This is a genomic window from Muricoccus harenae (assembly GCF_009848505.1).
In the GTDB taxonomy this organism is placed as follows: domain Bacteria; phylum Pseudomonadota; class Alphaproteobacteria; order Acetobacterales; family Acetobacteraceae; genus Roseomonas; species Roseomonas harenae.
On sequence record NZ_WWDL01000019.1, the window covers coordinates 12726 to 38002 of the forward strand.

General features: G+C 66.7%; 21 protein-coding genes and 1 pseudogene. 12 read left to right on the forward strand and 10 right to left on the reverse strand.

Going from position 1 to position 25277, the window contains the following annotated elements; all coding sequences use genetic code 11:
- Positions 1-97: 97 nt before the first annotated feature.
- Together GSE44_RS14460 and GSE44_RS14465 are read right to left on the reverse strand one after the other, a co-directional pair.
- Positions 98-1459: a cation:proton antiporter gene (locus GSE44_RS14460; protein ID WP_159349544.1), complete on the reverse strand. Its 1362-nt coding sequence runs from the start codon at positions 1457-1459 to the stop codon at positions 98-100.
- A gap of 290 nt (positions 1460-1749) precedes the next feature.
- Positions 1750-2310, reverse strand: coding sequence for a YciE/YciF ferroxidase family protein (locus GSE44_RS14465; protein ID WP_159349545.1), 561 nt, complete (start codon positions 2308-2310; stop codon positions 1750-1752).
- Between the two features lie 219 nt (positions 2311-2529).
- Between GSE44_RS14465 and GSE44_RS14470 the strand changes: the two genes are divergently transcribed.
- From GSE44_RS14470 to GSE44_RS14480, 3 genes are all read left to right on the forward strand, one after another.
- Positions 2530-4080, forward strand: coding sequence for a sensor histidine kinase (locus GSE44_RS14470; protein WP_201306069.1), 1551 nt, complete (start codon positions 2530-2532; stop codon positions 4078-4080).
- A gap of 68 nt (positions 4081-4148) precedes the next feature.
- Positions 4149-4550 (forward strand): response regulator, encoded by a 402-nt coding sequence (locus GSE44_RS14475; RefSeq protein ID WP_159349546.1) that lies wholly within the window; start codon positions 4149-4151, stop codon positions 4548-4550.
- Positions 4551-4797: 247 nt separating this feature from the next.
- Positions 4798-5766: a Bug family tripartite tricarboxylate transporter substrate binding protein gene (locus GSE44_RS14480; RefSeq protein WP_159349547.1), complete on the forward strand. Its 969-nt coding sequence runs from the start codon at positions 4798-4800 to the stop codon at positions 5764-5766.
- Positions 5767-5894: 128 nt separating this feature from the next.
- Here the strand turns inward: GSE44_RS14480 and pdxR are convergent, their stop codons facing one another.
- Positions 5895-7364 (reverse strand): MocR-like pyridoxine biosynthesis transcription factor PdxR, encoded by a 1470-nt coding sequence (gene pdxR, locus GSE44_RS14485; RefSeq protein WP_159349548.1) that lies wholly within the window; start codon positions 7362-7364, stop codon positions 5895-5897.
- Between the two features lie 92 nt (positions 7365-7456).
- Here pdxR and GSE44_RS14490 point away from each other — a divergent pair, with 92 nt between their 5' ends.
- The 3 genes from GSE44_RS14490 (at position 7457) to GSE44_RS14500 (ending at position 9832) form a co-directional block, all read left to right on the forward strand.
- Positions 7457-8080 carry an FMN-binding negative transcriptional regulator gene (locus GSE44_RS14490; RefSeq protein WP_159349549.1) on the forward strand — a complete coding sequence of 208 codons (624 nt, stop codon included), beginning with the start codon at positions 7457-7459 and terminating at the stop codon, positions 8078-8080.
- 31 nt (positions 8081-8111) lie between these two features.
- Positions 8112-8762, forward strand: a complete 651-nt coding sequence (locus GSE44_RS14495) for a LysE family translocator (RefSeq protein WP_159349550.1) — start codon at positions 8112-8114, stop codon at positions 8760-8762.
- Positions 8763-9370: 608 nt separating this feature from the next.
- Positions 9371-9832: an Hsp20 family protein gene (locus GSE44_RS14500; protein WP_201306070.1), complete on the forward strand. Its 462-nt coding sequence runs from the start codon at positions 9371-9373 to the stop codon at positions 9830-9832.
- Between the two features lie 723 nt (positions 9833-10555).
- On the opposite strand, the gene GSE44_RS14505 is transcribed toward GSE44_RS14500, so the two are convergent.
- Positions 10556-11713 (reverse strand): alpha/beta fold hydrolase, encoded by a 1158-nt coding sequence (locus tag GSE44_RS14505; protein WP_235924818.1) that lies wholly within the window; start codon positions 11711-11713, stop codon positions 10556-10558.
- Between the two features lie 192 nt (positions 11714-11905).
- On the opposite strand from GSE44_RS14505, the gene GSE44_RS14510 reads away from it, so the two are divergent.
- Entirely contained in the window at positions 11906-12316 is a 411-nt protein-coding gene (locus tag GSE44_RS14510; RefSeq protein ID WP_159349553.1) for a DUF4186 domain-containing protein, read from the forward strand.
- Positions 12317-12436: 120 nt separating this feature from the next.
- On the opposite strand, the gene GSE44_RS14515 is transcribed toward GSE44_RS14510, so the two are convergent.
- The 3 genes from GSE44_RS14515 to GSE44_RS14525 all read right to left on the reverse strand — a co-directional run bounded on the left by GSE44_RS14515 (position 12437) and on the right by GSE44_RS14525 (position 14679).
- Positions 12437-13129: a DUF4286 family protein gene (locus tag GSE44_RS14515; RefSeq protein WP_159349554.1), complete on the reverse strand. Its 693-nt coding sequence runs from the start codon at positions 13127-13129 to the stop codon at positions 12437-12439.
- A gap of 22 nt (positions 13130-13151) precedes the next feature.
- Positions 13152-14174, reverse strand: coding sequence for a Bug family tripartite tricarboxylate transporter substrate binding protein (locus GSE44_RS14520; RefSeq protein ID WP_235924820.1), 1023 nt, complete (start codon positions 14172-14174; stop codon positions 13152-13154).
- Positions 14175-14244: 70 nt separating this feature from the next.
- Positions 14245-14679 (reverse strand): type II 3-dehydroquinate dehydratase, encoded by a 435-nt coding sequence (locus tag GSE44_RS14525; protein WP_159349555.1) that lies wholly within the window; start codon positions 14677-14679, stop codon positions 14245-14247.
- Between the two features lie 256 nt (positions 14680-14935).
- Here GSE44_RS14525 and GSE44_RS14530 point away from each other — a divergent pair, with 256 nt between their 5' ends.
- The gene (locus tag GSE44_RS14530; protein WP_235924821.1) at positions 14936-15772 is read left to right on the forward strand and encodes a GntR family transcriptional regulator; all 837 of its coding nucleotides are present in this window, start codon (positions 14936-14938) and stop codon (positions 15770-15772) included.
- 253 nt (positions 15773-16025) lie between these two features.
- Here GSE44_RS14530 and GSE44_RS14535 read toward each other — a convergent pair whose 3' ends face one another.
- Positions 16026-16667: a tyrosine-type recombinase/integrase gene (locus tag GSE44_RS14535; protein WP_235924822.1), complete on the reverse strand. Its 642-nt coding sequence runs from the start codon at positions 16665-16667 to the stop codon at positions 16026-16028.
- A gap of 267 nt (positions 16668-16934) precedes the next feature.
- On the opposite strand from GSE44_RS14535, the gene GSE44_RS14540 reads away from it, so the two are divergent.
- Positions 16935-17747, forward strand: coding sequence for a class I SAM-dependent methyltransferase (locus GSE44_RS14540; protein ID WP_201306072.1), 813 nt, complete (start codon positions 16935-16937; stop codon positions 17745-17747).
- 55 nt (positions 17748-17802) lie between these two features.
- On the opposite strand, the gene GSE44_RS14545 is transcribed toward GSE44_RS14540, so the two are convergent.
- Positions 17803-18696 (reverse strand): LysR family transcriptional regulator, encoded by an 894-nt coding sequence (locus tag GSE44_RS14545; RefSeq protein WP_235924836.1) that lies wholly within the window; start codon positions 18694-18696, stop codon positions 17803-17805.
- Positions 18697-18835: 139 nt separating this feature from the next.
- On the opposite strand from GSE44_RS14545, the gene GSE44_RS14550 reads away from it, so the two are divergent.
- A complete protein-coding gene (locus tag GSE44_RS14550; RefSeq protein WP_159349558.1) occupies positions 18836-19834 on the forward strand; it encodes a Bug family tripartite tricarboxylate transporter substrate binding protein in 999 nt (332 codons plus the stop codon).
- Between the two features lie 321 nt (positions 19835-20155).
- Here GSE44_RS14550 and GSE44_RS14555 read toward each other — a convergent pair whose 3' ends face one another.
- A complete protein-coding gene (locus GSE44_RS14555) occupies positions 20156-21415 on the reverse strand; it encodes an MFS transporter (protein WP_159349559.1) in 1260 nt (419 codons plus the stop codon).
- Positions 21416-22095: 680 nt separating this feature from the next.
- Between GSE44_RS14555 and GSE44_RS26495 the strand changes: the two are divergent.
- Both GSE44_RS26495 and GSE44_RS14565 read left to right on the forward strand, forming a co-directional pair.
- Positions 22096-22233: pseudogene (locus tag GSE44_RS26495) on the forward strand (IS3 family transposase); the annotation flags it as partial.
- Positions 22234-23079: 846 nt separating this feature from the next.
- Positions 23080-25026 carry an elongation factor G gene (locus GSE44_RS14565; RefSeq protein ID WP_235924823.1) on the forward strand — a complete coding sequence of 649 codons (1947 nt, stop codon included), beginning with the start codon at positions 23080-23082 and terminating at the stop codon, positions 25024-25026.
- The last annotated feature ends 251 nt before the right edge of the window (positions 25027-25277 follow it).

Below are 25277 nucleotides of genomic sequence, written 5' to 3' on the forward strand. Positions count from 1 at the left end.
CGTTGGCCAGTGTTGACCCGGAGGACGGGCGCTAAATCCCGGCTCGACCACGGCACGGCGGGGTGGGTTGCCGTGAGTGAAAGAACGGGTCATCGCCTCAGGTTGCCCTGCCGTCGCCAGTGCCGTCTGCCCGTGACTGGGGGCCAGATCGCAGTGCGGCCGGCCCTGCAAAGTGCTGGACGGCGGGTTCCCGGCCTGGTTGATTCTGCAGGGGCAGGTCCAGCTGCTGCCCGCCGCGGCGCCGGTCGAGGGTGGCCATGGTCGGCGTTACCGTCGTGCCGTGCAGGAACACCGAGATGAGGACGACGGTGGTGACCGTTGCCCAGAGGGTTCCGGCGCCCTGGAGCTCCGCGTGCCCCAAGGCGAAGGCCAAGTAGTAAAAGGAGCCGAGGCCACGAATCCCGAAGAAGGCGATGGTTGCCCGCTCCTCGGGTGGACGGCCGGTGCCCCACAGGCCAATCCAACCCGCGAGCGGACGCACAACGAAGATCGCGACGGCCGCGAAGGCGACGACCCGGGCGTCCGCGTCCCGCAGCAGCCCGCCCGCAGCCACGGCACCGCCGAGCAGTACGAGCAGCGCCATCATCAGCAGGCGTTCCAGTTCCTCAGCGAAGTCGTGCAGCTTTCTGTGGTACTCGTGCCCGGGCTCCGAGGCGCGGAGCCCGAGGGCGGCGACAAAGACGGCGAAGAAACCGTAGCCCCCAATGAGTTCTGTGGCCCCGTACACCAGCAGCGTTATGCCCAACGCGACAAATCCCGCTCCGGTGCGGGACAGCTTCGCCCGGTTTGGCATGTGGAACATCGCCCAGGCTAGGCCACGGCCAAGCAGGTAACCAACCACCGTGCCCGCCACAATCTTCCAGACCACGGCGTAGGTGAACCAGCCCCACCAGCCCTCGCCGCCGCGGTCGCCGCCTGCAAGCATCACGGCGAGCAGTACGAAGGGGAAGGCCAGCCCATCGTTCAGCCCAGCCTCTGAGGTCAAGGCGAAGCGGACCTCATCCTCCTCTCCAGAGCGCGGCGGCCCGACCTGAATGTCGCTGGCGAGCACCGGGTCGGTCGGTGCGAGGCACGCGGCCAGGAGAACGGCGGCCGCGGCGCCCAAGCCGAGCAGCAGGTGCGCGGCGATCGCCAGCAGCGCGATGGTCAGCAACATCCCCGGCCCCAGTAGCCGCCAGGTTATCGTCCAACTCCGCAGAGCGAAGGGTCGGTCAATTTTCAGCCCAGCCCCCATGAGGGAGATGACGACGACGAGTTCCGTCAGTCGCTCAGTAAGCGCGCGGTTCTCCACGGGGTCCGGCGGGAGCCCAGGGATCGGCAGCAGCCCAAAGATCGCCGCCCCGACGATCACGCAGACGATGGGCAGCGAGAGCGGGGCCTCCTTCAGCAGCATCGGCAACCAAGCCGTGAGGAGGATAAGGACGCCGAGGCCAGCGAGGACGAGGATGTAGGGTTCCAACGGTGCCTCCCGCGCGGTGGGCTCGGGATGGCCCGCACGACACGCAAGGCGGGGCGCCCGGGCTGTGGTCCTTAACGCAGAGCAGTCCGGATCGGCTGGCCCCAGTGCGTGGTGATCGCGCCCAAGCTCCTTGTCGCTCTTTGTGGCCGCACCGCCTCCAGCAGCGCGTCAAAGGCCGTCGTGAACCGCCCCGGATCTCCGGAGGCCAGTCCGGCCAGGTGCGCGATTATGGCTGCGGATTGCAGGAGCGTGCCGGGCGGTTGCGGTCTCGCCCGGCACCGGGTGTCCCGCTACTTGCGGGCGCGCTTGGCAGGGGTCTTGGCCGGTGCGCCCTCTTGCTCACCCTCCTCTTCTTCTTCCTCCTCCTCCATGGCGGCAGGCAGGATAGCCGAGCGTGTCACCTCGGTAAGCCTCTCGTCCTGTGCCTTTTCCTCGGCCAGGGTTTGGCCCAGCAACTCGGCCACCTCGTTCTCGCCCATCGCCCTGGCCAGTTCCGCCATGGTGCCATAGGCGGCGATCTCGTAGTGTTCCATGCGTTGCTGAGACGCCACGATCACGAGGTCCATGACCGGACCCTTTTCGTCCTGTTCCTCGAGTTCATGCTGAGCTTCCTCGACCAGGCCACGCATGGCCTCACACACCTTGCGGCCAGGCTTAGCGCCTAGCTTCTCGAGCGCCTGCTCTACCCGGGTGCGCTGCTCCTCGCTTTGCGCCACATGCGCTTCCAGCCCTTCGCGAAGTTGCGGCTCAGTGGCCTTCTTCGCGATGCGCTTCATGGCCTGGATTGCTTGCCGCTCGGCGCTGTGTGCGTCCTTGAGCTGGTCGATTAACATTTGTTGCAGCTGGCTCACGTGTCTCTCTCCGAAGGTCCGATGCGGATGCTGCACCCGGGAAAAGCACAAACGGGTGGCGGCGCGGTGCAGTTGCCGCTTCACTTTTCAGGAGGTCGGCAGACACGGATAGGGCACCACCAGTTCCGAGATCGCGGCCGATGGTGGCCCCTTGAGTTGCAGCCAGCCTAGCCGCTCAGCGTTGTTACCAATCTGCGAGGTGCCTTACAGGCCCTTGAGGTGTCACTTCCCGCCATGGTGGTGGGGCTGGCAGTAGCGGGACCTGGGATGCTTGATTTCGCGAGGATAATGCTGCGACAGCAGGTGCTCGCTGACTTCGGTGAGTTCGCCTTGCGATCCCAGGACCTCGACAAGATCCTGGCGGAGGCGTGCCGTCTCGTGGGTGACGCCCTCGGAACGGGGCGCTCCAAGATCCTCGAGATCCAGCACAAGGAAAGGTCACTGCTGGTCCGTGCTGGCGTGGGATGGGATCCCGGCATCGTCGGCCAACTGCGCATGCCCATGGAGGAGCACTCCTCCGAGACCTTCGCGATTGAGGCTGGCGAGCCCGTGGTCACGCAAGACATCAGCAAGGAGGAGCGCTTCGACGTCCCGCCCTTCATGAAGGAGGCCGGGGTGGTGGCCCTGGTGAACGTGCCGATCCTCCTGCCCGGCGGACGGGCCTATGGCCTTCTGCAGGTGGATGACCTAAAGGTGCGAGACTTCGGCGAAGACGAGACGCAGTTTCTGCGGACCTACGCCGCGATCCTGGGTCCGGTGATCGACCGTCTGCTCATGGCCCGTACCCTGTACTCATCCGAGGAGCGCTTCCGCCTCACCGTTGAGGCCGCACTCGACTATGCCATCTTCCTCTCCGACCCGCAGGACCGGATCACCGACTGGCTGCCGGGGGCGCAGGCCGTGTTCGGCTGGACGGCGGAGGAGGCGGTCGGGCAGCCCAGCGCCATCATCTTCACCCCCGAGGACCGAGAGAGGCGCCAGGACCAGTGGGAGATCGAGACGGCCTGTCAGGAGGGTGTTGCACCGAATGTCCGCTGGCACGTCCGGAAGGACGGCAGCCGCGTCTTCATCGAGGGATCCACCCGTGCTCTGCGCGACCCGGACGGCACGCTGCGCGGCTTCCTCAAGATCGGTCAGGACGTGACTGAGCGCCGCAGGTCGGAGGAGCAGTTGCGCGAGAACGCTGCCCGGCTGGAGGTGCTGGTGGCCGAGTTGCAGCACCGCAGCCGCAACCTCCTCGGCGTCATTACCTCGGTTGCCTACAAGACCCTGGGTGAGGAGGGGCCCGCCGCAGGCTTCCTGGCCCGGCTCCAGGCCCTCAGCCGGGCACAGGGCCTGCTCAGCGAGTTCGGCAGCGACACCGCCGAGGTCGGGGCGCTGGTTCGTGCGGAGCTGGAGGCCCACACGGAGATCAGCCCGCCCAAGGTGGCGCTCTCCGGCCCCAGGGTGCTCCTCACGGTTCGCCAGGTGCAGAACTTCTCGCTGGCCATCCACGAGCTGGCGACCAATGCGGTGAAGTACGGGGCGCTTCGGGACGGCACAGGGCAGCTCTCGGTCACTTGGACGGTGAGCCAGGACGAGACGAGCCAGCGCCGCCTGTTCCTCGACTGGACCGAGAGCGGTGTCGATGTGCAGCCCGGTAAGGTAATCCGGCGCGGGTACGGGCGGCAGTTGATCGAGAGGGCGCTCTCCTATGCACTCCACGCAAAAACCGAATTCGTGCTCGGGGAGGATGGCGTCCTGTGCCGCATTCAGCTTCCTCTGGAGTGACCCAGGTTGTGGCGCTCGCCCGAAGGGGCCGCTATGTCCACCTACCCATCTCTGCAGCCTGAGGTCTGATGTCCGAAGCCACTGGGCTCCTGGTCGGCCGCCGTATCCTCCTCGTCGAGGATGAGTTCATGATTGCGGACACAATGGAGGAATGGCTTCGCCGGGCAAGCGCCGAGGTCATTGGACCGGTGCCCAGCGTGAAGCAGGCGCTTGAGCTGATCGAGGGAGAGGCGGAGGCGCTGGACGGGGCCGTTCTGGACGTGAACCTGGGGCGTGGCGAGACAGCCTACCCGATTGCTGACAGGCTGAACGAACTCGGTGTGCCGTACCTGTTCGCGACCGGGGACGTGCGGATCATCGATCGTCCCACGCATCAGGGGCGTCCACGCCTCAACAAACCGATCTCGCGGGCGCAACTGCTGAGGGCGGTCGAGAGCCTGCTGGCCAGCCGCTTGCCGCCTGCTCGGTGAAGCCGAGTACTGGGCAGGAACAGCGGCCAAAAGCTCACCCGCCGCTTCTCTGGCCACGGCCGATGGCCAGGAAGCCTGCGGTTCGCACGATCCGGTCAGCCAGAGCCGGAAGCGCGTTACCCGCTTCTGAGGCGGCGGCAGCGGCTGGCCAATGACCGCCGTCGGCGCCGAGCAGTCGTAGCGTTGATACCCCGGAGGACGTAGCCTGCGGGCCACAAACACAAGAACGTTCGCGGAGGAGACAGGTATGGATCGTCGAACCCTTTTTACCTTTGCCGGCGCGCTTGCGACGCCGAGGATCGCGCGCGCGCAGGGCGGCTATCCCGACCGGCCGGTCCGCCTCATCGCCCCGTTCCCTCCCGGCGGGGGCACCGACATGATTTCGCGCGAGATCGGCACGCGCGTCGCGGCCGCGACCGGCTGGACCGTCGTCGTGGAGAACCGCCCGGGGGCGGGCGGCAACATCGGCCTTGACGCCGTGGCGAAGGCCGCGCCGGACGGCTACACCATCGGCATGGGCCAGACGGCGAACCTCGCCATCAACCCCGCTCTCTACCGCAGCATGCCCTATGACGTGCTGCGCGACTTCACGCCGATCGGGCTGGTCGCGCAGCAGCCCAACCTCATCGTGGTCGCGAAGCAGTCGCCGGTGCGAAGCCTCCCCGATCTTTTCGCAGCGGCACGGGCCCGGCCGGGTCAGCTCTCCGCTGGGCATCCGGGCAACGGCACCGTCGGTCACCTCTCCGGCGAGGTGCTGAACCGCCAAGCCGGCGTGCAGATCGTCCAGGTTCCCTATCGCGGCGCCGGCAACGTGGTCACCGATCTCCTGGCCGGGCGGCTAGATGTTTATTCAGCCAATCCCCTCTCGGTGAAGGGCGTGCTGGAGGCGGGCGACGTCCGCGCCATCGCCGTGACATCGGCAGCGCGCGCCCGCGCGTTCCCAGACGTGCCGACGGTGGCCGAGCAGGGCTTCCCCGGCTTCGAGGCCATGAACTGGACTGGCCTAGTCGCGCCCGCCAAGTTGCCGGAGCCGATCCTCACGCGATGGAACGAGGAGATGCGCCGGGCCCTCTCTGGCCCCGAGATCGGTGCCCGTCTTGCAACGGAGGGCAGCGAGCCGGTCGGATCAACACCTGCCGAGTTCCGCGCCAGGCTCGCGACAGAGATCACAAAGTGGGCGCAGATCGTTCGCGAGGGTCAGTTCAGGCTCGATTGACGCGACCGGGGCGGAGGAGTGGCAACCTGCCTCCGTTCGGCGTCGTCCTCGAAACCGTAGTGACCAAAGCTGGCCGGAAGCGGAATGGCTGCTCTTGAGGGCCACGGGCGCCAAAGCCGCCGCCTCCATCATCGGCAGACCCCGCTTCCGCAGCCGAAGGCATTCAGAACCTCCCCAAGGATCTGGACGCCCCGGGCAATGGTCCGCGGATCGAGACTTGCGTAGCCAAGCACCAGTCCTGCGGCATCGGGCCGGTTCGTTGCCGGAGCAGGGGCATAGAGAGGGGTAACGGGGTACACGCCAAGGCCTACCGCGCGTGCCCTGGCGATCAGGTGTTCCTCCTGGTCTCTTGGCACGCCGTTCAGCCAGACGACCACATGCAGCCCGGCCTCAACACCGATCACCGTCACCGCATTACCTAGTGTGGCCGACAGCGCGGCGAGGAGCGCCGCCCGGCGTTCACCGTTCCGGCGACGGACGCGGCGGACATGCCGCTCGTAGGCACCGCTCTCCATGAACTCGGCAAGAGCCTCCTGCTCCAGGCTCGGCGCGTGCCGGTCGGCCAGCCGCTTGGCCTTGGCAAAGGGAACTGACAGCGCCTCCGGCAGGACGGCGTAGCCAAGCCGCAAGGTTGGCGAGAGCGTCTTGGACACGGTGCCGAGATAGATGACCCGCCCAGCGTCATCCATGGCCTGGAGTGGCGGGATCGGCGCGATGTCGAAGCGGTATTCGCTGTCGTAATCGTCCTCGATGACATAGGCACCGGAGCGCTGCGCCCAGGCAAGGAGTTCCCGCCGACGGCCGACCGACATGACCGCGCCGAGTGGGAACTGGTGGGAGGGCGTGACATAGGCCAGCCTTGCCGCAGGCAGACCTTCCGCCCGCATGCCTTCCCGATCCACGTTGACGGAAATCACCTCCGCTCCGGCCGCGGTGAAGACCTGGCGCGCCAGACTATAGCCCGGTTCTTCCATCACGGCTCGGTCGTCCGGGTCGAGCAGCAGCCGCGCGCAGAGGTCGAGACCCTGCTGCGAGCCGTTCACCACGATGATCCGCTCCGGTTCGCAGCGCAGGCCGCGCGCCCGCCACAGGTAGCCCTGCAACGCAGTCCGCAGACGAAGTGAGCCGCAGGGATCGTCGTACCGGAGACGTGGCTGTCGGCGCAGGATGACGCCGGTGACCGCTTTCCTCCAGGCAAGTGCGGGAAAGTCTGCCGCCGACAAGTCACCATAGCGGAAGTCGGCCACAAGCGAGGGCGAGGTGGTGCTGGAGGGCAGCGGGAACTCGGCCAGTCGCCGTCCGAAGGCTGAGAGGTGGCGGGTGGTCGTCGCGGGAGCGGGGCGGGGCAGTTGGCTGGAGAGGCCAACGCCCCGCGCCACCTCAGCCCGGGCGCCTTGGCGTGTCTCGACGTATCCCTCTGCGATAAGTTGCTCGTAGGCAGCGGTTACTGTTGTCCGGGAGACGCCCCACTCGGCGGCCAGCGAGCGGGTGGAGGGCAGCTTATCGCCAGGCCTGAGCAGCCCAGAGGCTATCTGGGCCTTGATGGTGTCGCAGATCCTCTGGGTGACCCGGGCCTGCGCGGATGCGTCCGACGCCATGCCAGAACTGGCCCTCTACAACGCGTGAAAACTGGACGTTCCTTGTGGGCCAGGCGCCGGGCACCGTCCAGTCCGATCGAGGAGCCCTTCTGATGTACGTCCCGCCGGCCTTCCGTGAGGAGGATATCACTGCCCTGCACGGGACAATGCGCGGCGCACGCTTGGCAAACCTTGTCACAGCCACGGCGGAGGGCCTGCTCGCCACGCCGCTGCCACTCTTCCTCGCGCCCGATGAAGGCCCTTACGGAACGCTCTACGGCCATCTGGCGCGCGCGAACGGTCAATGGAAGCTGCCGCCCATGGGCGATGCCATGGCCCTTTTCATGGGTCCGGACGCCTATGTCAGCCCCGCCTGGTACCCGTCCAAGCAGGAGCACGGGAAGGTGGTGCCGACCTGGAACTACATCGCCGTCCACGCTTATGGCCCTGCGGAGTTCTTCGAGGATTCCGACCGCCTGCTCCAGGTCGTGACGCGGCTGACGAACCTGCACGAGGGACCCCGCCCTGAGCCCTGGGCCGTGACCGACGCTCCCGAGAGCTTCATCCGGGCACAGCTCAGGGGGATCGTCGGCCTTCGCCTGCCCATCACCCGTCTCGATGGCAAGCGGAAGATGAGCCAGAACCGAAGCGTCGAGGACCGGGCGGGGGTAGCCGCCGGGCTTGGAGCGAGTGACCGGCCCTCCGACCGCGCTGCTGCGGCCCTGATTCCGACCTGAGCTTTCCACGCCGTCGTCAAGGTTCCTCATTGTGCCAGACCTGACCCAACTCGCACTCTACTTCGCGGCCGCCCTGCTGCTCGCCGTCACGCCTGGTCCAGGCATTTTCTACGTCGCGGCTCGCACTCTCGCCGGTGGTCGCGCTGAGGGCGTGGCTTCCAGCTTGGGAACGGGGCTCGGTGGCATGGTCCATGTGCTCGCGGGAAGCCTGGGCGTCTCCGCCGTCGTGCTTACGAGCGCAGAGCTGTTCACCGCCCTGAAGCTGGTCGGTGCCGCCTATCTCGTCTGGATTGGGTTCCGCACCATCCAGGCCGCTCGCAAGGACGCATCGGCCGCCGCCACGGGCGGTACCGCCGCCTCGCCGATCGGACCCCGCCGCGCATTCCGTGAGGGTGTGCTGGTTGAGGCGTTGAACCCGAAGACGGCGGCGTTCTTCCTCGCCTTCGTTCCGCAGTTCGTGGAGCCGGCCGCCGGTCCTGTGGCGCTGCAGTTCATGGTGCTTGGCTGCGTGTCAGTCGCCCTCAACACCCTTGCGGATGTCGTGGTTGCCTTTGCGGCGGGCGGCATCCGGGACGGCGCAGCGGCGCGTCCCGCGCTGATCCGCCGCCTCAGGGAGGGGTCGGGGGCAGCGATGATCGCCCTGGGCGTCGGGCTGGCGTTGGCGAAGCGCCCTACAGGCTAACCAATGTCCACTCACCATCCGACCCGACCTTTGGACCTTCGGAGAGCAAGGTCCGCTTGCGGGAAGTCGGGAGACACCGCCTCACGACCGCCATGGGCGCGAAGCTGCCAACCTTGCCATAGCTGAACGCAAGGCCGCCCCGTTCCCGGAACCGGACCTCGGTGGGCCAAAGTTAAGGGTCTGACGAGGATCGAACATGCGATGTACTCGGCGGTGGCAACGCGACTGCCCTGCCGATCGCGCACGCCGGCACTGGACTATCGTGCCTTGCGACCCGCTGCAGGCGCCCGCTGGGCCCGGACTGGTTGGGTTTCTGCCGAGGGCGGTGGCGCACAGGCTTGGTCAACTCGAGGATCGGCTTCTTGTAGAGCGCCCTCCCCGGCTCCCAGGTCGTGCGCAAGGTCGGCGCTGTAGCAGGAGGTTGGATGCCGCCCCACATGGGGCGCGCCGATCAGGATCCCGTCACGTGCCGGTCCACATCCCCTCTTGATCCCTGAAACTCGGGCACCTAGCTCGTTTGCGCCGAGCGCCTGTGAGGGTTCGGCGGAGGGGGTGCTGACCACCCCCGAAGGATCTTGTGTCCATGTTGCTCTCAGGAGGATATGGCTATGAGAACTTACGATTTCTCCCCGTTCGCGCGGTCCAGCATCGGCTTCGACCGTATGTTCCAGGCGCTGGAGGACTCGCTCCGGTCGTCGAACACCGAAAACGCCTGGCCCCCTTACAACATCGCGAGAACCGGGGATGGAGAGTACCGCATCGAGCTAGCGGTCGCGGGTTTCAGCCCGGAGGAACTGTCAATCACGGCACAGCAGAACGTCCTCGTCGTCGAGGGCAAGAGGGCCGCAACGCAAGGTCCCGAGTATCTGCACCGCGGCATAAAGGGCGACACGTTCGTGCAGCGCTTCAACTTGGCCGACTTCGTCAAGGTGCAGGATGCTGACTACGCGCACGGGGTTCTGTCGATCAACCTGGCCCGAGAAGTTCCCGAGGAGGCGAAGCCGCGCCGGATCAGGATTGGCTCGGGTTCGGCGTCTCGCCCCGAAACGCTCGAACATAGAGCAGCATAAACCTTCGGGCGCGCCGGTACCGCCATTGAGACAGCGACGGCGCGCCGCTTTCCCTTACCCTGACCTGACGCCACGGCTCTGAACCCGGGGGCTCTGTCATGATCGAGACAAACAGCCGCTTCTCTAATCTACCCGTCCCCAAAGAAGCCTCGCTGCGCGAGCTGATTAGCGCGGTCAGAAGCAAGCCTCCTACCTCTTCCAGGGACGGGGATGGTCCACCGGAGCCTGAAGATCCCTGTCCTGTGCTGAGCAGTAGGCCTGGGCCTCGCTGGAACGCGGGCGGAGCTGCGGCAATGTTGATCGCTGCGGAGTAGGCCTCGGCCTCTGCTTGATCGCTGGGACCGGGGGCGGATTCCTGTTCTGCATCAGGTCATCGGAACTCGAGCCGGGCCCTGCCGGGGATCATGCATCGCGCCGCGAGATAGCGCACCCTGCACAAAGCTGGCGAGGCCGCTACCCGCTCCGGCTTTTCAAGGTGAGGTGGATGCGAACCCTCTGCACCCTTTCCCGGAGGCATGGTCTGGCCGGGAGCGGACCGGCCGCTTCCGTGCGGTAAAGGGACTGAGACTGACATTGCCGGCAGCCAGGCAGGTCGGCTGCTGTCGGCCATCTGCACACGCCCAGATTTGGACTGGAGGCTCGGCGCTCACCCAAACCTTCTGTTCTCTTCCTGATCCTGTTCAGACGAGGCCTAGCCGCCACTGTGACCGCTCTTTCTGACCTTCAGACCGCGCCATCTCGCGGGACCGGGTGAAGGGCAGGGCCAGGCTGTGGGGTGAGGCATGTGGCGGCAAATTCCGCAATGGCGGCGTCATAGCGTTCGCTGCGCTCGAGGAAACCCGGGTGCCCCGCCGGAGACACCTGGATCAACTGCGCCTGTGGGATGGTCGACGCCATCGTGCGGCTCGCCTCCGGCAAGGTTATCCTGTCCGCGTCGCTCGTGATGATTAGCGTCGGTACATTGATGCGCGGCAGCGTCGCCGTCTCGTCCCAGCGCAGCATTGCCAGAATGCCCTTCGCCAGCACAGCAGGTGACATCTTGGCTGTGAAATATGCGGCGAAGTCGAGCTGCCCTCGGCTTTCATGCCCACTGAAGGAGGTGCTGGATGTCGTCTTGTGGGACGACCCGCTCAGATAGCTCTGCCAGTTCATCAGCCAGACCAGCGGAAACAGCCAGATTGTCAGGTGCAGCAGCGGCTCCAGGATCGGCTTCTGGATCGCGCGAAGCAGCGCTCCGGCCGTGACGGTGTTCAGCGGCTGCGTGTAGGTCGTGTTCACGAGTACAATGCCCGCCACCTCGCGCCCGAGTAGCTCGGGGAACAAGCGACAGAAGGTCAGGATCGTCATGCCCCCGATACTGTGCCCGACCAGCACCACTGGGCGCCCGTCACCGGTCCGGTCCAGCACGGCGCGCAGGTTCTGCGCCATGCGCTCCAGGCTGTAGCGCCCGTCGGCTGGCTGACTCGACTGACCCAGCCCTGGCAGATCCCAAAGAACAAGCCGGAAGCGCTCGGAAAGATTCTTTTTCTCGTAGTACCAAGCGGTAGCGTCGAGGTCCCATCCATGGGTCATCAGAAGCGTGGGCCGTCCTTCCTGCCCATGGATCTCGGCCTGAAGGTCGCTCCCGTCCGGGCCCTTCACGCGCAGTTCCCGGCCGCCGCGTTCTGACCGCGGCTCATCCGCCGCAGGACGCCGCATGAGCAGCACGAGATAGCGACCAAAAACCGAGTAGAGGAGCATAGCCAGGCCCAGCACGAGCCAAGCTGTTGCGATGAGCTCCCCTACATACCAAGCCCAGACGATGTAGGCCCCGCCTCCGAGAATAGCGAGCGACACCAGCCCGGCCAGCCACATCAGAAGGAAAGGAAGTGGCATGGACATCGTGCCTGACTATCTCCGGGCTGATTGGGGCGGTGCGCCTGAAAGAACGCGGCTGCGCCCCGCGTGAACGAGGCATGCCCAGGAAAGTTCCTTGATGAGCCGTGCTGCCGAGTGCGGTCGGCAGCAGGCCAGATAGAGGCGTTAGGCCGTTTCGTGTTCCGAGACGGCGCTCTCATGTCGCGAGGTGGCAAGATGAGGGATCTGAACCAGGTTTTCGAGGAACTCGGGCGATCGACCTTTAGGCGCCGCTTCCTGCTCAGCGGCCGAGACGCGGACTACCTGCGCGGGAGCGGGAGAGACGTGGTCCTGTCACACGCCAGAGGCTTTGTGGCGAAGCGGCTCGCGCCCGCAGTACCCGTTCGGGACGGAAAGCAAACGCCAATGCGCGGGCACCCAGTCTTCGTGGCGCAGCACGCAACCGCTACCTGCTGCCGCGGGTGCCTCGCCAAGTGGCACGGCATTTCGGCCGGACGAGAGCTGTCGGAGGCGGAGCAAGAACACGTTGTCTCGGCACTGGCTCGCTGGCTGGAAGCCCAGCCCTCCATGGCAGCCGCCCAGACCGGATTGCCCTTTCTGGACGCCGAGCGGCCTTCTGAGCCCTGAAGCGGACCATCGAGCCGATAAGGGAACAGCCAGGTTCGGCCGAGAGCGGAACGGCAGCTCTCGAGCGCCCAAGACGGCGAAGCGGACGCGGGGAGTTCAGGTGCGTCCGGCAACTCCGCGCTAGGCGGTGGGATGGGCGCTTCGGATCGCGGCATCCGCCGCCCCGACGTCCAGCTCTGCCTTCCGAAGCGAGAATACTGCCGTGTAGAGGGTCGGGTCTTCGCCATCGGTGCTGAGCGGGGCAAGGGCCTCCCGGTGCCCAGAAAGCGCGTGGCGCAGCGCGGCGGGTGCCGCGGCCTCGATCAGGAGAAGGCCGGGGAAGCCCCCATCCCCGCCGCGCAACGCCTTCTCGCTCGTCGGGACGTCGGAACCCTCCCGGTCGACCTCGAGCAGGCGAGCGGCGCAGACCCGGTCCTCCGCCGCCAGGGCCTCCAGCAGGGGTTCCGTGTCCACAGCCGGCCGGCTGAGGCGAAGCGGCAGAAGGTGCGCGCCACCGCCAGTTCCGCGCACGGCACGCACCCATCCGCCGCCACGGGCAAAATTTTGCAGCGTCGGCATGATCCGTTGCGACCAGGGCGTCGGTGCGTTCAGTCGCTCCAGGTAGGCGGGGCTGGTGAGCACCGAGGGCGCCGCGAGGTCGTAGAGGATGAGATAGCGGCACACCTCCGGCAGATCGGCGCGGAACACGCGCACCGCTTCGAAGCCAGGGATTCCCACCCGCTCCGCCGTGTGCTCGCGTGTCAGCCAGTGCAAGTAGTCCGTCTCCTGCTCCGGCGTCACGTCGCTCCAGATCGCAAGCATCGCGCTGGTCATGAAGCGTTCCTAGCCCTGCCGCCTATTCCATTTTGATGTTGCGGCGGCGGATCAAGTCGCCCCAGCGCCGGGCTTCTTCCGCCTGGTAGAGCGGAAAGGCCTCTGACGTGCCGGCGTAGATGTCAATCGAGGCGGCATCGAGCCGTGACTTGACCTCTGGCATGACGAGGATCTCGCGGGTGGCTACCGAGAGTTGCGCCACGATCGCCGGCGGCGTGCCGGCGGGCGCGAAGAAGCCGAAGTCGTTGGTGGCGCGGTAGCCTGTCAGGCCACACTCGGCGAGGGTCGGCACCTCGGGCATCTGGGGACTGCGCCCGACGCTCGTCACAGCGAGCGCGCGCAGGGCGCCGGACTGGATGTGGGGAATGGCCGTTACGGTGTCTATGAAGCCCATATTCGTCTCGCGCCCGATCACCGCCTGCACCTGCAGCCCGCCGGAGCGGTAGGCGACGTGCAGCATCTCCGCGCGGGACATGTCGAGCATCAGCTCGGGCGCGAGATGGGCGATCGTGCCGGCACCGGCCGAGGCGTAGGTGAGCTTGCCCGGCTGCGCCTTCGCCGCCCCGATCAGATCGGCATAGGTGTTGATGCCGCTGGAGGAGTGGACGCAGACAAACATGGCGTTGCCGGCCAACAGGCTGATAGGCGCGAAGTCCTTGTCGCTGTCATAGGGCAGCTTTTCAAACAGGAACGGCGCGAGGGCGAAGGTGCCCGTGGGCGAGACGCCGAGGGTGTAGCCGTCCGGCCTCGCGCGGGCGACCGCCCCGTGGCCCACTGTGCCGCTGCCGCCGGCGCGGTTCTCCACCACGAAATTGCCGTTCAGCTTGGTCGAGAGGTGCTGCGCCAACAGGCGCGCCACGAAGTCGGTCGAGCCGCCCGGCGCGAAGGGGACGATGATCGCGACCGCCCGGTTCGGATATCCCTGGGCCTGAGCCCGGGCATCGCCTTTCCCGACCAGCGGCAGGGCGCTGATACCGCCCATGCCCGCCAGCAGAGCGCGGCGGCGCAGGGTCATCGTCTTCGCGCCATTCGAGTCCTCTTGCATCGTCTCTCTCCCTCTCGTTGTTCGTTGGTGTTCGTGTGGGCGCGCCGGGTGGCACCGGGCGGCCGGGCCTTCAGTCGAGCAGGTCGCGCATGGAGCGGATGGCCGTGGCGTAGCCGCGGGCGCCGAGCCCCGCGATAACGGCCGTGGCCACTGTGGAGACGAGCGAGCGGTGGTAGATCGCCTCCCGCCGATGAATGTTCGAGATGTGCAGCTCAATGATCGGACGACCGAACATCTTCAGGGCATCCAGCACCGGGATGGAGGTGAAGGTCAGCCCGGCCGGGTTGATGATGATGCCCGCGGCGTTGCCATCGGTGGCCTCGTGGATCCAGTCCACGAGTTGGCCTTCCCAGTTGGTCTGGCGGAAGACGATAGGTATGTCGCCAGCGGCCTCCCGGCACATGGCCTCGACCTCGGCCAAGGTCGTGCGGCCGTAGATCTCCGGCTCGCGCTTGCCCAGCCGGTTAAGGTTAGGGCCGTTGAGGACGTGGATTAGTGCGCTCAAGGCAGGAACTCCGCCACTTTGGTGTGGAGCCCGACACTCGCGCCAGCGCGGCCGATCCGGCCGCACGCCCCTCTTTTCGTGTCCTGCAAGCCTCATCCCCCGGCCGACACGCTCTCGCAGCGCTCGGTACAGGGTCGTCCTAACGTCAGAGAAAAACGAGTGCAACGCCCGATTCGGAAATCATCTGACAAAATGGAAAAAACCAGACGGGGTGAGGTTTGGCGCCGACGGTGTTCTGAGGCACCATGATGTGCAAGTGGAGGCGCTCTCAGCGGTGTACGGGACTTCGGCTTCAGACGGCGGAACGATCGGGGAGGCGGCCTACGGCCGGATCCGCGCCGACATCGTGTTCGGGCGCCTAGCGCCCGGGCAGAAGCTGGGTCTCGACCGGATGCGGGAGACATATGGCGCGGGGATAAGCACGCTGCGCGAGCTGCTGAGCCGGCTCGCCTCGGAGGGGCTCATCGTCGCCGAGGGCCAGAGAGGGTTCGAGGTAGCGCCGGTTTCGGACGACGACTTTCGGGAGGTCACCTCGTTGCGGCTCCTGTTGGAGGCGCACGCGATGGAGGAATCCTTCGCCGCCGGCGGGCTGGACTGGGAAGGCGGGGTGGTGGCCGCGCATCACAAGCTTGCCGCGCTCGAGCACCGACTCCTCGCGCGGGAAGATGTCGATCTGGAGGTTTGGAAGCGCTACGACTGGGAGTTCCACCGCGCGCTGATCGCGGCTTGCGGCTCAAAGCTGCTGCTGCAGACGCACGCGGCCATCTACGACCGGTACCTGCGCTACCAGATGGTGGCGGTGGTGTTCCGCGGCGAGGCGGCGGCCGAGGAGCATCGGCGCCTGCTGGACAGTGCGCTCGCACGTGACAGCGCCGCTGGCCGGCAGGCCCTGGCCGAACATCTCGGCAACTGCGTCCGCCATGTGCTCGAGACCGGCGCGCTCGGGCGATTCGGCAGTGAGGCCCGGCGCAGCCCGGCCGATGCCGTCCCCCCTGCGGGCCCCCGCATTACGCGCGGCGAAAGGGGCGGGAGCAGGACCTCCGCGAGGCCCGACGCTACTGGTCGCTCGCGAGCTCCGCCATCGGGCGGCTGATGACCAAGTAATTGGGGGCGGTCCAGAACGCCGAGCCCTCGTCGTGTTCGATGTCGTGCCGCCGCAGGTGGAGTCCAGGCTGACGCCGCTCGGCCGGTAGTCCATGGATCTGCTCATCGTCGATGTCCGCTATCGGGCACCGGGCAAGTGTTCGCCGGTAACCGCTGTGGGCGCGTTCCAGCCTGAAGAGCCATCTTGGGCGGCTCGGGACAGGGCGCTGCCCCGAGCCGTTCGGAGCGTCCCGCTCAGGTGCTCAGATCTCGATGGCTTCCGACAGGGTGAGGGCATCCTCGGCATCAACCCCCAGGTACCGCACCGTGCTCTCCAGCTTGGCATGGCCGAGCAGGATCTGCACGGCTCGCAGATTGCCGGTTCGCTTGTAGATGAGAGCGACCTTGGTCCGGCGCAGGCTGTGGGTGCCATAGGCTGACCGGCCCAGCCCGATAGCCTCAACCCATCCACCAACGAGGCGGGCATACTGGCGGGTGCTGAGGTGCTGGCCTCTCCTGGATCGGCTCGGGAACACAAAGTCGTCCAGCGTGCCGCCACGGAGTGCCAACCATGCCAGCACGCTGTCGCGGGTCTGGCCGGTGAGTTCAAACTGCACCGGCTGCTCGGTCTTCCGCTGGATGACGGTCGCGCGGTGACGCGCTGTGCCGTTCACGACCAGTTGGCCGATGGTTAGGCGGACCAGGTCGCAGCCCCTGAGCTTGCTGTCGATCGCCAGATCGAACAGGGCCAGGTCGCGAAGCCGCTGTTCCCGCTGGAGGTGAAAGCGGATCGCCCAGACCTGCTTGGGCTTGAGGGGCGGCTTGGGACCGACGAAGCGCCCCTTGTTCCAGGGCATGACGGGCCGCGTATGTGGCAGCGGAACACCCGAAGGATCGCGTTTCATAGCATGCCTCCTGAGCCGCGGGATTGCGGCTCAGGAAAGGAGACCGCGGTGAGGCTGGATGGCCGGGAGCGGACCGACCGCTCCTGAACAACGATGAGAAGAAGAGGTCGTGCAGCAGGTTATTGCTGAGCCGCGGCTTCCGGTCCAACGGCCCCGATCTGCCCGGCAGCGGCCGATTTTGCTCGTTCCTTCATGATTTGCGCCGGGACCCGTGCAAGGCTGCGGGCGGGAGGTCCAGCGTGGACCGACGATCACCGGGAGCCAAATGTGACAACCTCCTCGACCTTCACCGCAACGGACGGAGACGCCTACGAACTGCAAATGGGGCGCTGGAGCCTGCGGCTCGCAGAGCCCTTCTTGGACTTCGCCGGTCCAGTCGGCGCAGACGAGCAGGTGATGGATCTGGGCTGCGGCACTGGCAGCCTGTCGCTCGTGCTGGCCAGTCGGACGGCGGCGAGCCGGATCCAGGGTGTCGACATCTCCGCGGCCTATGTCGATTATGCCCGACACCGGACGAACGATCCTCGCATTGAGTTCCGGGTGGGCGATGCCTGCGCGCTGCCTTTCTCAGCAGCCAGCTTCGACCGGGTGCTGTCGCTGCTCATGCTGCACTTCGTGCCCGATTCCACCGCCGCGGTTGCCGAGATGCGCCGGGTTGCGCGTCCCGGAGCGGTGATAGCGGCTGCGGTCTGGGACGCGCGGGGCGGCTTCGTCGCACAACGGCTGTTCCTCGACACGGCCGCCGCCCTCGACCCCCAAGCCGCTGCCTTGCGCGCCCAAAACTGCACCCGCCCGATGACGCGCCCTGGGGAACTCGGCACCGCTTGGCGCGCCCTCGGGTTGCGGAACATCCACGAAACCGCGCTCACTATCCGCATGGAGTACGCGAATTTCGAGGACTTCTGGGGACCCTATCTTGGTCGGCAAGGGCCAGCCGCGGGCTATGTGGCCGGTCTGGCCTTCGACGCGCTGGACAGGCTGCGCGAGTATGTCCGCAGCGCCTACCTCGACGGCGAGCCCGACGGCCCTCGCTCCTACGCCGCGACGGCATGGGCGGTGCGTGGCACGGTCCCTGAATGAAGCACCCGCTTTGGTTCAGATCGGCCAAGCTTCGGGTATTCGGGCTAGGACTGCATCAGGGCCTTGCCAAGCGCCGACGTAGCCAGGGTGTGGCGAATTCCACAAAGGCGCGGATCTTTGGCGCCACCCGTCGCGCATGAGGATAGACAATCTGGACCGGCACCGGCGCGGGGGCGAAACGCTCCAGCACCGGGACCAGGCGCCCCTCGGCCTGCGCAGGGGCGACCATGTAGGACCAGGCGATTGCAATGCCCTCGTCATGCTCCGCCGCCGAAAGAGCCGCGGGCGCGTCGTTCACTGTCAGCCGCGGCGCGAGCAAGATCGCGGCAGGCCGCCCGTCGTCCGCGACGTGCCGCCACTCGCGACCGGGCATCAGCTCGGTGTGGGCGATCACGTCGTGTTCCTTGAGATCCTCCGGTCGCAAGGGCGTACCGCGCCGCTCCAAATAGCCTGGCGAGGCGACGAGGATCCGGCGTACCTCGCCGACGCGACGTGCCACAAGAGAACTGTCCGGCATCGCGGCGATCCTCAGGGCGACATCGATGCCTTCCTCGACCAGGTTCGCCACCCGATTAAGCAACAGCACAGACGCTGTGACCCTAGGCTCGTCTCGCAGGAAATCCATGACTAACGGTAGGCCGTGCATCCGCCCAAAGGGTACAGGGCAAGTGACCGTGACGTGCCCTACGGGTGCCACAGCCTCGCCGATCACCTCTTGCTCGGCGAGCGCGATCTCGCCGAGCAGGCGGCGCGCATTGTCCAGGTAGCGCGCTCCGGCCTCGGTGAGACTCAGCCGCCGTGTGGTGCGGTTCAGCAGCTGCGTCCCGAGACGATCCTCCAGCGCGGCGACGGTGCGCGTCACGGCAGGGGGCGACATTCGCAAGCGGGCACCGGCCGCAGCGAAGCTACTGGCCTCGGCGACTGCGACAAAAACCTCCATAGCGCGCATGCGGTCCAAGATCGTTCTTCCGATCGCTGCAACAGTCTATTCCACCGAATCCGTATTCTGCCACACGCGACGTGCCGGGCAGGATCCAGACGCCTAGACGGCCATCCAGGTTACGGCCAAGCTCCAAAGGAGGACGCCTGTGTGCTCCCTCGACCGTCGCACGGTACTCGCGCTAGGCATCGCGGGGGTTGATCGCACCCCGCGGTCCGTTCAAGCGCAGGAGACGGCAGTCTATCCCACCCGGCCGGTGCGGCTGCTGGTGGGCTTCGCGCCGGGCGGGTCGCTCGATGTCGTGGCGCGAATGCTAGCCGAGCCCCTCACCCAGCGCCTCGGCCAGCCCTTCCTCGTAGAGAACCGGCTCGGCGCGACCGGCAACCTCGCGGCCGAGGCGGTTGTTCGCGCCTTACCGCCCGACGGGCACCTGTTGCTGATGGGTAACCCCCAGAACCTCACGGTCAACGCCGCACTCCAGCGCAACCTGCCCTTTGACCCAGCCCGCGACCTCGTGCCCGTGGCGCAAGTCGCCACAGTGCCCTACGTGGTCGTCGTTCCCGCCAATCTGCCAGCGCGCTCCTTCGCCGACCTTATTGCGCTCGCGCGGGCGCGTCCGGGCCAGCTCAATGCCGGGACGCCGGGGATCGCCTCGCTGCAGCACCTGGCCCTGGAGCTGATCAAGCTGCGCTCCGGCGGGTTGGATATGACGCACATCCCTTTCCGGGGTGGATCGGAGGTCAACCGCGAACTGCTCGGGGGGAGGCTGCAGGTCGGCATCGACACGCTGGTGAGCTTCGGGCCGGGAATCGACAGTGGCGGTCTCCGCCCGCTCGCGACGCTCCATGCGGACCGCCTTCCGACGCACCCCGCTCTGCCCGCCGTTGCCGAGACGCCGGGCTTCGAAGATATCGAGGTCTCGGGGTTCATCGGCTTCGCGGGTCCCGCAGGCATGCCGCGGCCCGCCATCACACGCCTCGAAGCCGCAGCCCTCAGGGCTGTCAGCGAGACGGACCTGCCCGCGCGCTTCGCCTCGCAGGGCGTGCTGGCGCAACCGGCCGGGGCCGAGCCGTTCGGCGCGATGCTCGCGCGCGATCGCGATAAGTGGGCGCGCGTCGTGCGGCAGGCCGCCATTACTCTGGGCTAGCACGCTGGTTCGGGACATTGGGTGGGCTCACGGCAGCCACGACGGCCGTTCGCTGGTCGCAGGCTGCCGTCCCGGCTTGGTTCGCATCCATAAGCAGCGCGGAGCAACAGGATGTCCGCTTGCGGGTATGTAGGCAGCAGTGTTGGACGTCCGAGATGGGCGCTAAGCCGAACGAGCAGAGCTGGCCGAAAATGGAAGGACCGCTTCCGCGCAGCGAGCAAGAAAAGCCGACATCCGTGCGGCCTGCCTCTTGTCAGTACAGTGCCATGGCACGGTTGAGCAAAAAGCCCCCGCTGGTGCTTCCGGGCGCCGGGGGGGCCTCTACGACCGCGCCCATGCCGCCCGCAGACGGGGCGCGAGGACAACGGCGAAAACCGCGGCCTGCCCCGCCACAGCGAGTAGGGGGATCGTCCAACCGCCGGTCGCCCAAACCACGGCCGAGCAGGCCGCCGCGCCGCCCACGAGGCCGGCGAAGCCGACCAGGACGGTGCCCATCGTCGCCTCCGCCACGCGGTCCGGAGGAGCGAAACGCGCAACCTCCGCGTTGAGGATTCCCGGCCAACTCAACGCCGCGAACCCCACAACGCCGCTCAACAGAAGGAAGAGCGTGGGCGGTGACCCGGCCGGGAGCAGCACCAGCATTACGATGGAAGCCGAGGCGGCGAAGGATTGTACCAGCAGGTCTCGCGTCGCTGTGCCCGTTCGGTCCGCCAGCCAACCGAGCGCCAGTCGGCCCGCGAAGCCGGCGGCTTGCATCGCTGCAAAGGCCGCTCCGGCCTCGGCCAGTGCGAGGCCGCGCGCCTCGACGAGGAAGCTCACCGTCAGGGCGGACAAGGTGCCCATCAGCACGGAGAGGGAGAAGCACAGCACAACCAAGGGAATGAGCAGAGGATGCAGCCCGAGGGCGGCAAAGGGCGCGGTAAGGTTCGCCGGCGCGATAAGCGCGCGCAGACCAACCGCGCGGGAAGGGTCGCGGTCCACGTCAAGGGCGGGGCGCAGCGGCTGGACCGCGAGTGCGGAGGCGACGAGCGCCCCGGCCACGAGGAGCAGCGCGGCACGCCAGCCGAGCGCGGCGGCGAGCGGTGGGACGGCGACGCCGGCCAGCATGCCCCCCAACGGCGCCCCGGCCTGCCTGGCCGAGATGACAAGGGTGCGGTGAGCGGGTGGGGCGGTCCGGGCGAGGATGTGGGTGCCGGCTGGCACGTTCGGTCCGCTGCCGAAGCCGACTAGGAGCGCCCCGGTGAGGAGCGCCACTGGCAGCACGCCCGCGGTTGCAAGCGCAGCCGTGCCGAGAGCGGCGACCAGGGTGCCGAGCTGCAGGGTGCGCACCGGCCCAAGCCGCGCGAGGATTGGTGTCCCGAAGGCCAGAAAGAGCACCGTGCCGAGGAGGCCGAAGCTGTAGACCTGCCCGATGGTCTCGGCCGGTAGGCCGGCATCGCGCATGATGAGCGGCCCGATCGTGGGCAAAGCCGCCAGCGCGAGAGAGGCGACCACCTGGATCAGGACCGTCGCACCGAGCGCGGCGACCCAAGGCGCCGCCGCGGTGTGCGAGGGTAGCTCGCCTGGCTGCTGCTGGGGCATGAGCCGCCCTCCAGTCCACGATGCGTCCGAACCTAGGCGCTGGCGCGCCGTAGAGCCAAGCCCGATAACCGCCGCAGTGGCGGCCTGTTAGATGCCCTTCGGCTGAACAAAACCTGCAACGGGAGCGAAGGGCGGCTTTCCTCCCGCCTCGGTCAGCATCGCCGAACGATGTGATGTCCGTTTTCGGTCGGCTGGGCAATGACGCCGGCCATCCGCTGTGGGCGCATAGCGGCCCTGAGCCGTTTCTAGGCCTTTCCCCAGCGCGAAGGCGTGACCTGGGGCGTGTGATCAGGACGCGCGCCTTCAGGGCGCGCTGGCCCACTTGCGCTCCACACCAAGGTCAGACCGAGACCAAGCCGTCGCCGGACCCATTAGGTCGGACGAGGGGCGCGGCCCGAGTGCCGCAACACCGTAGGCCGATGCAGAGAGGAACAAGCTTAATGGCCGTCGATATCGATCCCTTCCGCCCTCACCATCTCTCACTTCTTGACCGTCACACATCTATGTCACACATTCCCCCACAAGCCGACCTAAGACCCTGAACCAATAAGGGAATCTCGAAGACGAGTTGGGGATCCTGGCGCCCCAACCAGCGAATCAGATTTTCTCTAATTCAGATGCTTGCGTCGGCGGTCCAGCCTTTGGAGGCCGCTCGGCGGCCCGTGTCACACATCGAGGTCACACATCGAGGTCACACAAGAGCGTCACTCAACGGCATGCGCCGGCTGGCGCCGGCGGTGAGGCGAAAGCTCAGGGCTGCGGACGTGACCGACGTGCTGTCCGGCCTGTTCATCCTGCGCGGGGTGCCTGCCCACGTGACGCCCCTCCATGCGGGAGGTGAGGGTCCACCCGCGACCGGCATGGTCCGCACGCTGCAGAGCACGGCCGGCAGCTGGAGGCGGAGGCCGGTCTTGGCGGCGCCTTCGTACCCATACGGCGCACGGAGAGCGATGCGGACCTAGCTGCCAACTGGCAGTACCGCCTGAACCAGGGTGACGTGAGCCAGGGCGGGCCCAGGCAGGAGGGTGGCGCTGAGGGTGAGGCCCGCGGCAGCGGCTTGCTGGAGCATGGCGGTTGCTCCCCTGGAAGGGACCGCCAGTCAGCGCCGTTCGCGCCGGGAAGGCCCAAGGATCAGAAATCAGACCACGATCAATGCGGCTCGCCAGCATTGCCACGCGGCCCATGGAGGGATGCGATCAGAACCGGAACTGCGCCCCGCCATAAACGCTGCGTCCGAAGCCCGGCGCGAACAGCGGCGCATTCGGCGCGGCCGCCGGGAGCATGGCGGTCAGGCGACGCGTGGGGCCTGAGGTTGGGAGCGCTTCCAATTCCACGGCAGGGGCTTGTCGTGCCGTGTGTCGGGTGACCGGCGATACGGGCAAGGGCATCGGTGAGCCATAGGCGGGAGGCGACCTCATGCAGCTTCGCGATGGTGATGAGCGAGTACTCGTCGTCGCACTCGGCGGCGTTTGCGCTGTGGTTGGCCCTGATGTTCCTGACCCGAAAGACCTGCGCCTCGGCCGAACCAGTTCTCCGGTCAGGACCATACTGCGGGCGGGTCTTCAGTGGCACGAGCCTTCAATAACGATAACATCCATCATGCCTTTTCAATAATATCTGCAGAACGCAGCCTGATAAGCAGAAACAAATCAGGAGGAAGTCCGGTGCCAGACCTGCCAGCCAGTGGTTCAACTCGCACATCTCCGCGTTCGATTGCACTGATAGGCCCTCAGGGCAGCGGAAAGTCGGCCTTGTTCGATGCTCTCCTCGCTGTTTCGGGGACCTCTCCTAGCCGCCGCGCTTCGTCGCGTGGGCAGGGCGCGGACCTTCGAATTGCACATTGTGAAATGGCCGGATCGAGCTGGGCCATTCTTGATTGTCCTGGCTCCGTCGAGTTCTCCTACGATGTCGAGTGTGCCCTCGCCGTGGTTGATCTGGCTGTGGTGGTCTGTGAGGCAACTCCCGAGCGGAGTCCGAACCTCGGCCCGTTGTTTCGCCGCTTGGAGGAGACGGGCACCCCAGCCATCATCTTCATCAACAAGATCGATATGCAGGTTGGGACGGTTCGGGAATACCTCACGGCCCTACAAAGACAGGTGCGGCGCAGGCTGGTTCTTCGGCAGGTTCCGATCCGGGAAAATGGGGCTGTCACCGGCTATGTCGATCTGGTGAGCGAGCGCGCCTATCGTTACCGCCGTGGGGAGCCTTCCGAGCGCATCGACCTACCCGACTTTATGCAGGAGCGAAAAAGAGAGGCGCGCGGCGAGCTGCTTGAGTTGCTGGCCGACCACGATGACGCCCTTCTGGAGAAGGTGCTTGAGGATCTGACGCCTGAGCCGGCAGAGATCTATCGGCCGCTGCATGAGGGTGAGGGCAGTGGTGCCGTGGCCAGCGTTCTCCTGGGGGCAGCCGAACGCAGCAATGGCGTCCAGCGTCTCTGGAAAGCGCTCCGCCATGACGTTCCTTCGGCCATGGAATCGGCTGCTCGGCGTGGCATCCCGAATGCGGTTGGACCGGTGGCTCAGGTATTTCGGACGCTTCAGGCAGGACATGCCGGCCGACTGTCATTCGTACGACTCTGGCAAGGTTCGCTGGCGGATGGAGCAGCGCTGAATGGGCAGCGTGTGGGCGGCATCTATCGCTTCCCAGGCGGAGAGACGGAAAAGATACGCCAGGCCGAGGCGGGCGATGTCGTGGCACTGGGGCGCCTGGAGGGGATACGGACCGGGGCCACCCTGGGCGGCCCATCCCTCCCTTTTCCGGAGCCTCCGCCGCCTGTCTATGCGCTGAGCATCGCCCCGGAGGATCGAGGCGACGAAGTGCGCCTCTCAGCCGGCCTGCAACGATTGGCCGAGGAGGATCCGGCGCTGGCAGTGACGCAGGACGCGGAGAGCGGCACGACCGTGCTCGGAGGGCAGGGCGAGATTCATCTGCGCGCGGCTTTGGACCGGCTGACCGCATTGGCCGGTGTGAAGCTGCGCACATCCCAGCCCCAGGTTGCCTTCCGGGAAACGATCCGCCACGCAGTCACCCAGCATGCGCGCCTGAAGCGGCAGACTGGCGGACACGGGCAGTTCGCCGATGTGAAGCTGCAGATCGCACCCCGGCCGCGTGGGTCCGGCTTCCACTTCGATGAGAAGGTCGTGGGCGGAGCGGTCCCGAAGCGCTTCACCCCGGCCGTGGCCCAGGCGGCAGAGGAGGCCACGCGGAAGGGCCCGCTGGGCCACGCCGTGGTTGATGTCGCGGTCACCTTGCTGGATGGCGGCTTCCACACTGTGGACAGCAGCGACATGGCCTTCGCGACCGCCACCCGCATGGCCATGCAGGAAGGGTTGGCCAAGGCCGGTCCGGTGCTTCTGGAACCGGTGGATGAGGTAGTCGTCTCGGTGCCGAGCGACTTCACCTCCACGGTGCAGCGATTGCTGACAGGCAGGCGAGGGCAGATCCTAGGCTTTGCCGCCAAGGAAGGCTGGGAAGGCTGGGACGAGGTTCAGGCGCAGGTACCCGCTTCCGAACTTGGCGATTTCATCATCGAGTTGCGGTCGCAGACCCAGGGTCTCGGGAACTTTGTCCGGCGCTTTGATCATCTGGCGGAAATACGAAATCGCTGAACTTGTTGAGGTTGCTTTCAGAGCCGCCGATGAACATCCCGTTCTTCGTGACGGCGTCTATTGTCGTTGCAGCTGACCATCAAGCCCGAACGATGGGAAATTTCGGCGGGGAAACCTGCACCGAACTGCGGTCCAGGTAACTGCAACTCGAAAAAGATGTCGGACGGTAGTGGTCTGCTTACCGGCCCGCGCGGGGTGATCGTGTTCGGCTCATGGCGCAGGCCATTCTGTATGGTCTGTGCCTGTGGCCA